Here is a 14,226-nt window from a genome sequence, read left to right as displayed (position 1 = left end):
TAAAGCGTGCGCTGCTTGCGCGCCACCGAACGGACCGACGAAGACGGCTTCCCTGGCATTCTGGCTGATGTTGATGAAGCCGCCGGCCCCGGCTGGATGATGGCTCACGGCGTTCCTCCCGCTCCCTGGACCGCAGGCCTTGTTGTACTTGATCTTATCGCGGAGAGCTGCCCCGGAACAGGTTGCCCCTCGCGAATGAAAGACGGCAAAGCGGAGAGCAAGGTCCGCGCCAGATCCCGCAACTTCGCGCAAAACCGCTGCAATCCGCGGCAACTGCATGCAATCTGTCCCGGAATGGCGGCCGGGTGCGGTGTCCGGAATCCGAGACTCCGGACAGTCCCGTGTCTCGAAACTCAGACGGGCGTCGATCCCGAGGCGAGGCCGAACTTGGCGAGCTTCTTGTAGAAGGTCGCGCGCGAGATCCGCAGCATCCTGGCGGCCTCGGCGATCTGGCCGTTGCTGGCGGCGAGCGCCTGTTCGAGCGTGTGCTTCTCGAACTCGGCCTCGGCTTCGGCATAGGGCACCACCAATCCGGCCGGGCGCTCGGCCGGTGCAAGCCTGACCTCGGTGCCGACAGGGAGAATGCGGGCGACATCCTCTGCCGTCAGCCGGCCGGAATCGCTGAGGATCAGCGCGCGTTCGAGGATGTTGCGGAGCTCGCGGACATTGCCCGGCCAATCGTAGCGGGCGAGCGCGGCGAGCGCGCTCGGCGTGATCTTCGCCTTGACGTAATCGCCCGACGCGCTGATGTCGTCGAGCAGCCGGGCGCAGATCTCGGGGAGATCGTCGAGGCATTGACGCAGCGGCGGCAGGTCGACCGAGAGCACGTTGAGGCGGTAGTAGAGGTCGGCGCGAAACGCGCCGTCGCTGACACGCTTGCGCAGGTCCACATTGGTCGCGGCGATGACGCGGACGTCGACCCTGGTGATCCTGTCCGAGCCGAGCGGCTCGATCTCGCGCTCCTGGAGCACCCGCAGGAGTTTCGCTTGCAGCTGCAGCGGCATCTCGCCGATCTCGTCGAGAAACAGCGTGCCGCCGTCGGCAATGCGGAATTTGCCCTCGCGTCCCCGTCGGTCGGCGCCGGTATAGGCGCCCGGCGCAGTGCCGAAGAACTCCGACTCGATCAGCGTCTCCGGGATGGCGGCGACATTGACGCTGACGAACGGCTTATCGGCGCGCGAGGAGGCGTTGTGGATCGCCTGTGCCAGCATCTCCTTGCCCGTCCCGGTCTCGCCGGTAAGCAGGACGGTGACGCTCTGCCGCGCGGCGCGGCTGGCGATCTCCTTGGCGCGCGCGATGGCAGGATTCGTGCCGACGAAATCGGCGAAGGTGAAGCGCGCCGCGCGGGCGTTGGACAATTGCCGCCGCGCCAGCCGCAAATCGCTCTCGAGCTGGGCGACGCGGGCGAGCAGGGGCTTCAGGCTTTCGAGATGATCATAGAGCACGAAGCCGATCGCGCCGATCACCACTCCGTTCTCGTCCTCGATCGGCATGCGGGTGACGACGAGCTGCTCGCCGCCGAGCTCCATGATGTCGAGCAGGATCGGCTCGCCGGTTTCGGCGACCTTGCGCATCAGGCTGTTCGGGATGACCTCCTCGATCGGCCGGCCGATCGCCTCGCTGGCATGGTCGAGACCGAGCGCGGCAAGATATTTCTCGTTGACGTAGACGACGCGCCCAAAGCGATCGATCGCGATCGCGCCCTCGCAGAGCTTCTCCAGCCGCTCGAACAGCGTCTCCATCGCGCGCGCACGGAGATAGGCGGGATCGCTGATCGAGGGGGAGGCAGCAGGCATGAGATACCTCGGGGAGGTCCGCCCCGTGTATTAGCAAAAGTCCAGCGATTTCAAAGGGGGAAATGGGCCTCGGGAGGCTCCTTCGCCCCTACCGCCGGTACCCGCTCGCCCGCGAATAGCCCTGGCGGTTCTGCTGCGCCGGGCGGCTTGCGACACTGACCCGCGCCTCGCTCGATGCGGGCGTTGCGAGCTTCAGCTCCTCCAGGAAGATCGGCCGGGAGAAATAATAGCCCTGGGCGTAGCGGATCTTGGTCGCGGCCTGCAGATAAGCCAGCTCCTCGTAGGATTCGAGGCCTTCGGCGATCACCGTCATGCCGAGCGCTTCGCTCAAGGATTCGATCGCGCGCAGGATGCCCTGGCTGCGCGGGCGCTTATGGATGTCGGTGATGAAGGAGCGGTCGATCTTGATCTCGTCGGCGGTGATGTCGGCCAGCGCCGAGAGCGAGGAATAGCCGGTGCCGAAATCGTCGATGGAGATGCCGACGCCGAGCTTGCGGAACATCGGCAGGATCTCGGCCTGGAAGTGATTCTTGGCGACGAAGGCGTCTTCCGTCACCTCGATCATGAAGCGCTGCGGAAAGCCGGTCTCTTCCAGCGCCCGCGCGAAGCTGCGCATGAATTCGGGATTGCCAGCCTGCTTGGCGGCGACATTGATGCTGATGGTCGCTTCCGGGCCGAACGTGTCGTTGATCAGGTCGATCGACTTGACGATCTCGGCGAGCACGAGATGGGTCAGCTCGTCGATCAGGCCGAGCTCGCCGGCAAGATTGATGAACGAGCCGGGCGCCTGGATCACGCCTTCGTCGTCGCGCAGGCGCACCAAGGCCTCGATGCCCTTCACGGCCTGCGTGCGGATGTCGACCTTGGACTGGAAGGCACAGCAGAATCGCTTTTCAAGGATCGCGAGCCGCAGCGACTGCTCGACCTTCATCCGCGCCTGAGCCTCGCGCTCCATGCTGGCATCGAAGAAGGCGGCCAGGCCCTTGCCGTTGTTCTTGATGCGGTACATCGCGATATCGGCGTTCTGCCGCAGCGTCTCGAAGCTGCGTCCGTGGTCGGGATAGAGGCTGATGCCGACCGAGGTCGAGGCGAACACTTCCGAATTGTCAATGAAGAACGGCGCGGTCAGCCGCTCCAGCGTCGATTGCATGAATTCGGCGACTTCCTCCTGGCTCTGAATCGGCGACAGCAGCAGCAGGAATTCGTCGCCCGAGATGCGCGAGAGCATGTCGGAATCGCGCAAGTCCCGTCCGAGCCGCTTCGCCAGCTCGACCAGCAGCGCGTCGCCCACGGCGTGGCCGTAATAGTCGTTGATGTGCTTGAAATTGTCGACGTCGAGAAAGGCCAGCGCAAAGCGTTCGCCGCCGAGGTCGCGCGCGAGCAGGGCATTGGCGCGGTGCTCGATCACGCGGCGCGAGGGCAGCCCGGTCAACTCGTCGAAATAGGCCGAGCGGAACAGCTGGTCCTCGAAATTCTTCTGCTCGGTGATGTCGGAGGATGCGGAGATCAGGAGCTCGCGTCCGTCGAGACGAACGGGGCGATGGGTCGTGAGCAGCACCTTTCGCGCCGCGCCGAGGTGAAGCGCCTCCTCGGTCACGACCGGTCGCCCGTCGCTCAGAGCCTGGCGGCAGGCTTCGCGCCGCGGCGTCAGATCGGGTGAAGGGCGGCTGCCATCCAGGCCGAGCTGCGCGGCGGCGGCATCGTTGACCAGCAGCAGCTCGCCATGCGCGTCCTGCACGGTGAGGCCGGCCGGCAGCATTCTAACGATTTCCTTGAGGAAACCGAGCTCGGCTTCGGTCGCGCCGGAATATTGATTGTCGTTCATAGAAGCCATGAATCTTGTTGTTCAGCGCGCCTTTGCAATGGGCGCGATCTTGCGCGGTTGCCTCTTAAGTTTGGTTAAGGGCTCCGGAGAAATACGGGGGTGTTTTGGAGAAAACTTGCGGCGATCCGACGCGCGCTGGCGATCGTCATTAACGGAGCGTCAACGCGCTCGGCAAAACAGCGGGCGAGCTGCGCGATTCCGCTTTCGCTTTGCTCGCGGGACTATTCGCTTCGTGGAATTCGACATTGCATGATGCAATGCAGTCCGGTTTTCAGATACGAGATCTCGGTCTTGCCGTCGAAGGCCGACAGTCCCGATTTCAACAGCTTGGTGCCGAAGCCCGGCTGTGACACCTTGTCCACGCTCGGTCCTTCGGTTTCGTCCCAGGTGATCGTCAGGCGGTCGTCGGTGATGGTCCATGACACCTGCAACAGACCGCGCGGCGCGGAGAATGCGCCGTACTTGCCTGCGTTGGTGGCAAGCTCGTGAAACATCAATGCCAGCGTGACCGCGAGCTTGGGCGGCAGGAACAGCCGCTCGCCGTTGAGCGTGAAGCGGACATGGCCGTAGGGCCCGAGCTCGGAGATCAGGAGGTCGCGGATGTCGCAGCCGGCCTTGTCGATCCGCGAAATCAAGTCATCGGTTGCGGCCAGCGAGCGCAGCCGCGGATCGACCCGGGCCCAGACCTGCGGCTGGTCGTGCAGCACCTGGTGCACCACGGCATGCACCGTCGACAGCTTGTTCTTCAGCCGATGTTGGAGCTCCTCGACCAGCAGCTTGCGATAATCCTCTTCTTCGATCAGGCGCCTGGAAATTCGGCGCTGCTCGGCCAGCATGGTACGATAGTGTTCGACGCCCCAGATGGCGATCGCGCACACGGCCCAGTAAAGCGCCAGCAGGACAAACCGCGCGCGATCGGCAAACGCATCGCCGAAGTTCAGGGTGACGCCGAGCACGCCGCCGACGAGCGCCGTCACGATGCCGATCCGGAATCCGCCCAGGGCCGCAGCAAAGAACACGGCCGGGAAGTACGGCGTGAAATAGATGTCGGGACGAACCTGAGCGAGGCCCCAGCGGACCAGGGTTGCAGCCAATAGGCAGACCACAGCAAAGCCGATGCTCAGACCCAGCGAGGGCGGCGCCGCACCCTGCCAGCCCTTGCGGAACTCCTCGATCAGCTTCCTCATGCCCTGCCCGGTTGCGATAGGCGTTCGACGAACGAGCGACCCGTAAGGATGTTACGCATGCCGACCGTACAAGCATAGCTTGCCTTGTCGGGAGCGGGCAGGAATAGTGACCGCTGCGGCGACGGCGGCAGCCGGCATTCGCCATTTGGCATCAAATCACTCAAAAACAGGAACATTCCATGGGCAGGCTGGACGGCAAGGTTGCGGTGATCACGGGGGCGACGAGCGGCATTGGATTGCGCACTGCGGAAGTCTTCGTTGCCGAAGGTGCCAAAATTGTGATCGCGGGTCGACGCGTACCGGAAGGCGAGGCGCTGGCGAAGCAGCTCGGAGGAAGCTGCGTCTTCCGTCAGACCGACGTCACCGTCGAAGCGCAGATGCAGGCGCTGATCGCGCTCGCGGTCGACAAGTTCGGCAGGATCGATTGCCTGTTCAACAATGCCGGCGGCCCGGCACAGACCGGTGGCATCGAGGGCCTCGAGGTCGAGCGGTTCGATGCGGCGATGGCGACGCTGGTGCGCAGCGTCATGCTCGGCATGAAGCACGCCGCGCCCTACATGAAGAAGCAGGGCGGCGGCAGCATCATCAACAATGGCAGCATTGCCGGCCGCCTCGCCGGCTTCTCGTCGTCGATGGTCTATGGTGCGGCCAAGGCGGCGGTGATCCATCTCACCAAATGCGTGGCGATGGAGCTCGGCGAATCCAACGTTCGCGTCAATTCGATCTCGCCCGGCGCGATCGCGACCGGCATCTTCGGCAAGGCGCTGGGGCTCTCGACCGACGCCGCCGAGAAGACGCCGGCAGTGATGCGCGAGGTCTACAAGACCGCGCAGCCGATCCCGCGCGCGGGTCTTCCTGAAGATATCGCCCAGGCGGCAGTGTTCCTGGCCAGCGACGGATCCAGCTTCATCAACGGCCACGACCTCGTCGTCGACGGCGCCATGACCGGCGGCCGCAACTGGAGTCAGCAGCAGCAGGGCTATGTGGCCCTGCGCAAGGCATTCGACCAGGGGACGTAGCGGATAGTCTCGTGCCCCGGACGCGGTGCGGCGCGCAGCGCTGCTCCGCAGAGCCGGGGCCATCCATCCGCAGTTTGCCTGTGGCCATCTGGGTCCCGGCTCGCGCTTCGCGCGTCCGGGACACGAAAAGCTAAACCGCCTTCACCTGCACCCGCAGCCCGTCCCGCGGCTTCGGGATCGGCCACATCTGCCAGTCCGGCTTGTAGCCTGGCGCGAGCGATACCTCGATATTCTCCAGGAAATGCCGCGCGAAACATTTCGCCTGCATGTAGGCGAAATGCAGGCCGAGGCACATATGCGCGCCGCCTCCGAACGGCACGAAGGCGAAACGGTGACGGCCACGCTGCGCGTCCTCGGTGAAGCGCAGGGGATCGAAACGGTCCGGCTCCGGCCAGATCTCCTTCATGTGGTGGGTATAGAGCGGGTTGATGCCGATCGCGGTGCCGGCGGGGATCGCAAAACCCTTGAAGCTGAAATCGCGCATCGCGCGGCGCGGCATCGACGGCACCGGCGGCCTCAGCCGCAGCGCTTCCTTGAACGCCATCTCGGTCAGCGGCATCTTTTCCAGGTCGTCGAAGCTGGTCGGCGCGCCCTTGGCGAGGCCGAGCGCGAGCACCTCCGCGCGCAAGCGCTCCTGCCAGTCCGGATTGGCGGCGAGCTCGCCGATGAAGGAGGTCAGCGACGAGGTCAGCGTGTCGTGCGCGGCCATCATCAGGAAGCTCATATGGTCGATGATGTCCTGGTCCGACAGCAGCGCGCCGTCCTCATGGGTGGCGCGGCAGAGCTGCGAGAACAGATCGTCGCCGCCATGATTACCGCGCCGCAGCGGAATCTGCTCGCGGAAATAGGCGATGATGCGCTTGCGCCCCTTCACGCCTCGCGCCATCTGGGTGCCGGGCAGAGGGCGGCGGATCGGGGTGACGGCGGCGGCCACCATGTCGATGAAGGCGCGGTTGATCTCGTCGACCTCGGGCCCGATATCGGCGCCGAGGAAGGAGGCCGCGGCGAGATCGAGCGTGAGCTGCTTCATCGCCGGATAAAGCTGCGTCTCGCCCGGCTTCGCCTTCCATTGCGCGACGCGCGCGGAAATGCCGCGGTCGAGATCGCCGAGATAGGATTTCATCGGCCCGGACTTGAACGCGACCGAGAGCGCCTTGCGGTGCAGGCGATGCTCCTCGAAATCGAGCAGCATCAATCCGCGCGGAAACAACAGCCCGAGCACCTTGTCCCAGCCATGGGTCGAGGAGAACAGCTTCTGCTGGTCGAACAGCACGAGCTCGTTGGCCTCGGGCCCGAGCAGCACGACATTGGTCTCGCCGAAAAAATGCGTGCGGTAGACCAGGCCGTATTTGGCGCCGTTCGCCGCGATATGGCCCTTGGGGTCGGCGAGCACCTGAAAGGTCTTGCCGATGATCGGCCAGCCTTCGTCACCGGGAATGTGGGTCAGCTCGTTGCGCCTGGGCGGAGTGAAGGAAAGCGCAGGGGCGGCCACATTCTGCATCGACATGACGATTGCTCCGATTGGCTGGCTCCGCGAGCATAGCACGATCCGGCCGCGATGATGCGACGGTTGCTGGCAAATTGCCCCGGACGTCATCCCCGCGCAGGCGGGGATCCATAGCCACAGGAAGGAGTTGTTGGTGCGAGGCTGGTAACTCCGAGTCTTCGCAAAACCGCATCCTGTGGTGATGGGTCCTCAGATGCGCAATTGCGCATCATAGTTCGCGCTGCGTGCGCCCCGGGACGACGAATGGAGCGCGCCCTACCGCTTCGCCGCTTCCTTCTGCAGATCCGGCGCGTTGACGGCGGGAATGGCGACGCGGCCGGGGCCGGTGACCTTCAGCGCCTCGGCGGCCTTCTCGTTCTCCATGATCTTGGCCATCACGGCCTGGCCCGCGCGCTCGAAGATCGCGCGGTTCTCGATCACGAATTTTTGCGACCTGCGCAGACCGTCGATGTAGCCGTTGATCTCCGGCACGACGTAGCGCGCCACCAGGTCCCAGCTTCGGCGCGTGTTTTCCGGATTGGCCCAGTCGTGCACGAAGCCGATGACGGCGCCGACGCCGCCGGAGACCTGCATCACGTTCTTGATGGTCTTGACGAGATCGTCGGGCGTGCCGATGGTGGACGCCGCCCCCTCGACGAAGGCGGTCTTGTCGACGGCCTCGTCGGGCGAGGAGAACGCGGTGAGGCCGGGCCGCTGCAGCGTGCCGACATTATATTCGTTGTGCCAGCGCATCAGGCCGGCGCCGGCCTCGCGGCGGGCCTGTTCACGCGTCTCCGCGATGTGCCAGGTCAAGAGCACGCGCCAGTCGGCACGGTTCACCTTGGTGCCGTGCTTCTTGGCGGCATCCTCGGCGAACTGCCATTGCTGCTGCAGCGACATCAGGCCCTGCGTCGTCATCGAGCCCAGCGAGATGATGCCGATGCCGTACTTGCCGGCGAGCGTCATGCCGGAGGGCGAGATCTGCGAAGCCACCACGAACGGCATCTCCTCCTGCAGCGGCAGGATCTGCAGCGCGGCGTCGTTCATCGTGAACCAGTCGCTTCTGGCGGTGACGCGCTCGCCATTGAACAGGCGGCGGATGATGCCGATCGCCTCGTCCTGGCGGTCGCGCTGCGTCATCGGATCGATGCCGAGCGTGTGCGCATCGGAGGCGAGCGCACCCGGTCCGGAGCCGAAAATGGCGCGGCCGCCGGTCATGTGATCGAGCTGCACCATGCGCTGGGCGACGTTGAAGGGATGATGATAGGGCAGCGACACCACGCCGGTGCCGAGCTTGATCCGCTTGGTACGCTCGCCGGCGGCGGCCAGGAACATCTCGGGCGAGGCGATCATCTCCCAGCCCGAGGAATGATGCTCGCCGCACCAGAACTCGTCATAGCCGAGCGCATCGAGCTGCTCGACCAGGTCGAGATCGCGCCGGAACTGCAGCATCGGATGCTCGCCGATCGGGTGATGCGGGGCAAGAAAGGCTCCGAACTTCAGGCGCGCCATGGCGGTCTCTCCGGCTGAATTTTCTGTTTGTTGAGGCCGTGAGGCTACGTGCTGAAACAAGCGAACGCAATCGCGCGATGTCCCGCGCAGCGGAATGCAGCTATGTGCTGGCGCTGCCTCTTCTCCCTCTCCCGTTCTTACGGGGAGAGGGTTGGGGTGAGGGGCCTCTCCACGGGGGACGGAGGGAGTTGGGTTTCCCGAGACTCACCGCGCCGTCATTGCGAGCGCAGCGAAGCAATCCAGGATCCCTCCGCGGAAAGACTCTGGATTGCTTCGCTGCGCTCGCAATGACGTGTTGAGAGTTGTTGTCGTTCAAGGGGGGGGCAGGCGACTCGCAGCCAGTCCCCCGCACCCGCAATGCCGCCGCTACCGCGTCATCCTGTTCCATGCATCCAGGCCGGCGATCTTGTACGCCTCGGCCAGCGTCGGATAGTTGAACGTGTTCTGGATGAAATAGTCGATTCCGCCTTTGAGGTTGAGCACGGCCTGGCCGATATGGATCAGCTCGGTGGCGCCTTCGCCGAGGATGTGGACGCCGAGCAGGCGGCGCGTCTTGGTCGAGAAGATCATCTTCATCATGCCGCTGTTCAGCCCCATGATGTGACCGCGCGAGGTCTCGCGGAAGCGGGCGATGCCGACCTCGTAGGGAATGCCGCGCGTGCGCACCTCTTCCTCGGTGAGGCCGGCGGTTGAGATCTCCGGTACCGAATAGATGCCGTAGGGAAAGAACTCCGGCGGCGCCAGTGGCTCCATCCCGAGCGCATGGCAGGCGGCGACGCGGCCCTGCTCCATCGAGGTCGAGGCGAGGCTCGGAAAGCCGATCACGTCGCCGGCGGCGTAGATGTGCGGCACGCTGGTCTGCAAGGTCACCGGATCGACCGTGATGCGGCCGCGATGGTCGACCGCGATGCCGGCGGCGTCGAGGTTGAGCCGGTCGGTGGCGCCAACGCGGCCGGCCGCGAACAGCAGCATTTCCGTGGTGACGTGTCGCCCGTCCGACAGATGCGTGACGATGTGGCCCTGCGCCGTCTTCTCGATCGAGGTGACCTTGGAGCCGAGCCGCAGCGCGACATTGCGGTCGCGCAGCTCATGCATGAACTCGTCGATCAGTTCCTTGTCGATGAAATCGAGAAAGGTTGACCGCGGCTCGATCAGCGTCACGGGCACGTCGAGCGCGCTGAAGATGGTGGCATATTCGACACCGATCACGCCGGCCCCGATCACGGCGAGGCTGCGCGGTAGTTTCGGCAGCTCGATGATCTCGTCGCTGTCGAGGACGGTGCTGCCGTCGAACGGCACGTAGTCAGGCCGGAACGGGCGCGTGCCGCAGGCGATCAGGATGAAGGCGGCCGAAACCACCCTGGTCTCGCCGATTGAGCTCGTGATCTCGACCTCGTGCGGCGAGACGAGGCGCGCCTCGCCATTGGCGGTGCGGACAAGGTTGCGGCTGAACTGATGCTCGAGCACCTCGACCTCGTGGTCGAGCGTCTTCTGCAGCCGGGTCATCAGATCGCTGGCCGCGATGTCCTGCTTCACCCGGTAGGAACGGCCGTAGAAGCCGCGCTCGCGCCAGCCGGACAAATTGAGCACGGTCTCGCGCAACGTCTTCGAGGGGATGGTGCCGGTATGGACAGAGACGCCGCCGACCCGTCGGCCTTTCTCCACCACCAGCACGGCCTTGCCGAGCTTGGCACATTGCACCGCGGCCCGGCGTCCCGATGGACCCGAGCCGATCACCACCATGTCGTAGTCGTACATCGGATGTGCTTCCGAACCCCTGCAAATTCAGCGGGAACCGACATGCAGCAATCGGGCCAGAGCGGCGAGGGGAAAACAAGTGCTACCTCGGAGGTAATCGCGCGGATCAGGCCGAACTGCGAGCATCGCCGGCAAACAATTCCGAAAAGCTCGCGCGCCAATGCATCAAACCGTCACAAAGCCAATTGATCTGACCCGCCGCTGGTGGGTGCTGGCGATCGTCGTCGCCGCCCAGTTCATGTTCGGCGTCGACGCCTTCATCGTGAACGTCGCCATTCCCACCATTGCGGTGGATCTGCATGCGACGCCGGCCCAGATCGAATCCGTCATCGCGATCTATCTGATCGCCTATGCCACGCTGGTGGTCACCGGCGGAAGGCTCGGCGACATCCACGGCACCAAAAACGTATTTCTTGCCGGCGTGCTCGGTTTCACGGCGACCTCGCTGTGGTGTGGCCTCGCGCAGTCCGGCGTCGAGCTGATCATCGCGCGGCTCGCGCAGGGCGCGACCGCGGCGCTGATGGTGCCGCAGGTGCTGGCGACGCTGCATCTTCTGTTCACCGACGAGACGCGCAACCGCGCCTTCGCCGTCTACGGTATCGTGCTCGGGCTCGCGGGCGCTGCGGGCTTCCTGCTCGGCGGCCTCCTCGTCACGCTCGATCTTGCCGGCACCGGCTGGCGGTCGGTGTTCTTCGTCAACGTTCCCGGCGGCCTCGCCATCGCCGCGGCCGCCTGGCGCATCATGCCGTCGGTGCCGCGGCGGGCCGGGACAAGGCTCGACATCAAAGGCAGCGGAGTCCTGTTTGCAGGGCTGTTGTGCCTGATCGGGCCGCTGCTGTTCGGCCACGACGTCGGCTGGGCGCCGTGGCTGTGGCCGGTGATGGCGTTCGGCGGTGTGATCCTCGCGGCGTTCCTGAAGCTCGAGCATGCGGTCGCGCGAGCCGGCGGCATGCCGCTCATCGACCTCGCGCTGCTGGCGGACGCAGCTTTTCTGCGCGGGCTCGGCGCTGCCTTCTTTTTCTTCTGCGCCAACCTGTCGTTCTATCTGGTCATGACGCTGTTCATGCAGCGCGGCCTGATGATTCGACCGATCGCGGCCGGTATGGTTTGCATTCCACTTGCCATCGCTTTCGTCGTGGCCTCGCGTCACAGCGGCGCGAGGGCGCGCCATCGCGGCACCAAGGTGCTGATCGAAGGCTGCGGGTTGCAGATCGCAGGCCTCGGCGCGCTCGCGCTTCTTGTGCTCTATGTTGACACGCCGTCGCCGCTCTCACTTGCGCTCACCATGAGCATCTTCGGTTACGGCCAGGGGCTGGTGATGGCGCCGTTATCGGGCGCGGTGCTCTCGACCGTAAAGCCTGCTGCTGCAGGCTCGGCCTCCGGCATGTACGGCACGATAGCGCAGATCGGAAATGCGGCCGGAGTGGCCGCAATCGGCGCGGTATTCTTCGCGATCGAATCATTGCAATCAGCGCGCGCAGGATTTTTCGTCTCGCTCGCGTTGTTTGTGACGTTAATCATGATCTGCACCGCATTTATGACGTGGATGCGCCGCGCATCTGCATCAAGTTGAGGCATTGCGGTCAATACGGGTGGATTCCTGCGGATTTCGCAAGATTGACAGCGCACGGTCTTTTTATTTTGCATCGCAGCAACTATCTGGTTGGGCTGGACGTTGAACGTCGCCCACCAGGAAGTTGCCGTGTCGTTAGCAAGAAATGTCGATTTGTTGAGACGTCTGCCAAAGCTGGACGGTCTGCGCTTTGCCGAGTTCGGCCGGAGCCCTGATTCGTCCAGCCCGCTGCAGGAGGTCACGGACTTCGGCGACAATCCCGGCGCCTTGCGCATGTTCGCGTTCGTGCCGGCGCAATTGCAGCGGCCGCGCGCGCTCGTCGTCGTGATGCATGGCTGCGGGCAGACCGCGGCCACTTACGATCTCGGCGCGGGCTGGTCGACCCTCGCGCAACATTACGGTTTTGCGCTCTTGATGCCCGAGCAGCAGCGCATCAACAATGCCAACACCTGCTTCAACTGGTTCAATCCGGAGGACATTGCGCGGGACAGCGGCGAGCCGGGTTCGATCCGCGCGATGATCGCGCACATGGTGAAGACCCATCGCATCGATTCCAGGCGCGTCTTCATCACCGGCCTGTCGGCCGGCGGCGGCATGACCTCGGTGATGCTCGCGACCTATCCGGAAGTTTTCGCGGCCGGCGCGATCATCGCCGGGCTGCCTTACGGCATCGCCTCGAACTTGCGCGAGGCGCTCGACGGCATGTTTCATTCCCCGGCGCGCCCTGCGCGCGAACTCGGCGATCTCGTGCGCAGCGCCTCCGATCATCGCGGGCCCTGGCCGAGGGTCTCGGTGTGGCACGGCAGCGCCGACCGCACCGTCAATCCCGGCAATGCCAACGAGATCGTCAAGCAATGGCTCGACCTGCACGGCCTGCCCGACCTTCCGATGGCCGAGACCAATGTCGACGGCTATCCGCGCCAGGCCTGGTGGGACAAGGACGGCGAGACGCTGGTCGAGTCCTATGCCATCACCGACATGGCGCACGGCACGCCGCTTGGTCTCGCCGACAACGATCAGCGCTATGGCATCGAAGGCGCCTTCCTGATCGAGGCCGGCATCTCCTCGTCCTACCACATCGCGAAGTTCTTCGGCCTCACCGGCTGGATTGCGGACGCCGCGGAGACGAAGGCGGAAGCCAAGTCCTCCACGCAGTCCGCCAAGAAGCCTACCGCGAAACCGGCGCTCTCGCCCGCACCGCATCTCGCCCGCTCGATCCGCACCGTCGTCGCCGCGGAGCCGGCCGAGCCGCGGGGCGAGAAGGCGCGCGGCTTCGACCTCGGCCAGATCATCACGCGCGCGCTGACGGCCGCGGGGTTGATGAAGTAGTTGCCGCGATCCTCACATCTCGCCGGTGATGAACGGATTGGTCATTCGCTCCTGGCCGATGCTCGAGCCGGCGCCGTGGCCGCAGATGAAGCCGACATCGTCGCCGAGCGGCAGCAATTTCGTCAGAATCGAGTTGATCAGCGTGGCGTGACTGCCGCCGGGCAGGTCGGTGCGCCCGACTGAGCCGGCGAACAGGACGTCGCCGACATGGGCAAACCGCAGCTCCTTGTTGAAGAACACCACGCTGCCGGGCGAATGACCCGGACAATGCAGGATGTCGAACCGCAAGTCGCCGATCGACACGCTGTCGCCCTCCTCTAACCAGCGGTCGGGTGTGAAATCGCGGCCTCCGGTCATGCCGAAGCGTGCGCCGCTCGCCACGACGTTGTCGAGCAGGAACTTGTCCGCAACATGCGGCCCCTCGATCGGCACCTTGAGCGCATCGCGCAGCTCGGCCGCACCGCCGACATGGTCGATATGGCCGTGGGTCAGCCAGATCTTCTCCACGGTGACGCCGGTCTGTTTGATCGCATCCAGGATCTTCGGCACGTCGCCGCCGGGATCGATCACCACCGCCTTCTTGGAAGGCTCGTCCCAGATGATGGTGCAGTTCTGCTCGAACAGCGTCACGGGGACGATGATCGCGCCCGCCTTGGCTTGCGGGGATTCCTGCCGGGATTCTTTGGTGTCGTTTGGCTCGGTCATGGCCTCACAATGCCGATTTTTGCCGGGCCGCCAAGC

Annotated in this window: 10 protein-coding genes; 3 read left to right on the top strand and 7 right to left on the bottom strand. The window is 64.8% G+C overall.

Annotated features, from left to right (window positions below; all coding sequences use genetic code 11):
- Positions 1-353: 353 nt before the first annotated feature.
- From AC24YW_RS31590 to AC24YW_RS31580, 3 genes are all read right to left on the bottom strand, one after another.
- Positions 354-1,796: a sigma-54 interaction domain-containing protein gene (locus AC24YW_RS31590; RefSeq protein ID WP_487486379.1), complete on the bottom strand. Its 1,443-nt coding sequence runs from the start codon at positions 1,794-1,796 to the stop codon at positions 354-356.
- A gap of 88 nt (positions 1,797-1,884) precedes the next feature.
- The gene (locus tag AC24YW_RS31585; protein WP_487486378.1) at positions 1,885-3,621 is read right to left on the bottom strand and encodes a putative bifunctional diguanylate cyclase/phosphodiesterase; all 1,737 of its coding nucleotides are present in this window, start codon (positions 3,619-3,621) and stop codon (positions 1,885-1,887) included.
- Positions 3,622-3,842: 221 nt separating this feature from the next.
- On the bottom strand, positions 3,843-4,808 hold the full coding sequence (locus AC24YW_RS31580; protein WP_487486377.1) for a sensor histidine kinase: 966 nt from the start codon (positions 4,806-4,808) through the stop codon (positions 3,843-3,845).
- Positions 4,809-4,987: 179 nt separating this feature from the next.
- Here AC24YW_RS31580 and AC24YW_RS31575 point away from each other — a divergent pair, with 179 nt between their 5' ends.
- Entirely contained in the window at positions 4,988-5,827 is an 840-nt protein-coding gene (locus AC24YW_RS31575) for an SDR family NAD(P)-dependent oxidoreductase (RefSeq protein WP_487486376.1), read from the top strand.
- A gap of 130 nt (positions 5,828-5,957) precedes the next feature.
- On the opposite strand, the gene AC24YW_RS31570 is transcribed toward AC24YW_RS31575, so the two are convergent.
- From AC24YW_RS31570 to sthA, 3 genes are all read right to left on the bottom strand, one after another.
- The gene (locus AC24YW_RS31570) at positions 5,958-7,334 is read right to left on the bottom strand and encodes a cytochrome P450 (protein ID WP_487486375.1); all 1,377 of its coding nucleotides are present in this window, start codon (positions 7,332-7,334) and stop codon (positions 5,958-5,960) included.
- Positions 7,335-7,589: 255 nt separating this feature from the next.
- Entirely contained in the window at positions 7,590-8,825 is a 1,236-nt protein-coding gene (locus AC24YW_RS31565) for an LLM class flavin-dependent oxidoreductase (RefSeq protein WP_487486374.1), read from the bottom strand.
- A 366-nt stretch (positions 8,826-9,191) separates the two neighbouring features.
- Complete coding sequence (sthA, locus tag AC24YW_RS31560; RefSeq protein WP_487486373.1) at positions 9,192-10,583, bottom strand: Si-specific NAD(P)(+) transhydrogenase; 1,392 nt, start codon at positions 10,581-10,583, stop codon at positions 9,192-9,194.
- Between the two features lie 160 nt (positions 10,584-10,743).
- Between sthA and AC24YW_RS31555 the strand changes: the two genes are divergently transcribed.
- Complete coding sequence (locus AC24YW_RS31555) at positions 10,744-12,156, top strand: MFS transporter (RefSeq protein WP_487486372.1); 1,413 nt, start codon at positions 10,744-10,746, stop codon at positions 12,154-12,156.
- A 129-nt stretch (positions 12,157-12,285) separates the two neighbouring features.
- Positions 12,286-13,485, top strand: coding sequence for an extracellular catalytic domain type 1 short-chain-length polyhydroxyalkanoate depolymerase (locus AC24YW_RS31550; protein ID WP_487486371.1), 1,200 nt, complete (start codon positions 12,286-12,288; stop codon positions 13,483-13,485).
- A 12-nt stretch (positions 13,486-13,497) separates the two neighbouring features.
- Here AC24YW_RS31550 and AC24YW_RS31545 read toward each other — a convergent pair whose 3' ends face one another.
- Positions 13,498-14,190 carry an MBL fold metallo-hydrolase gene (locus tag AC24YW_RS31545; protein WP_487486370.1) on the bottom strand — a complete coding sequence of 231 codons (693 nt, stop codon included), beginning with the start codon at positions 14,188-14,190 and terminating at the stop codon, positions 13,498-13,500.
- Positions 14,191-14,226: the final 36 nt, after the last annotated feature.

The sequence above is a fragment of the Bradyrhizobium sp. USDA3516 genome (assembly GCF_057651995.1).
Note: the sequence above shows the minus strand (reverse complement) of the source record. Positions and strands in the feature narration are given on the sequence as shown.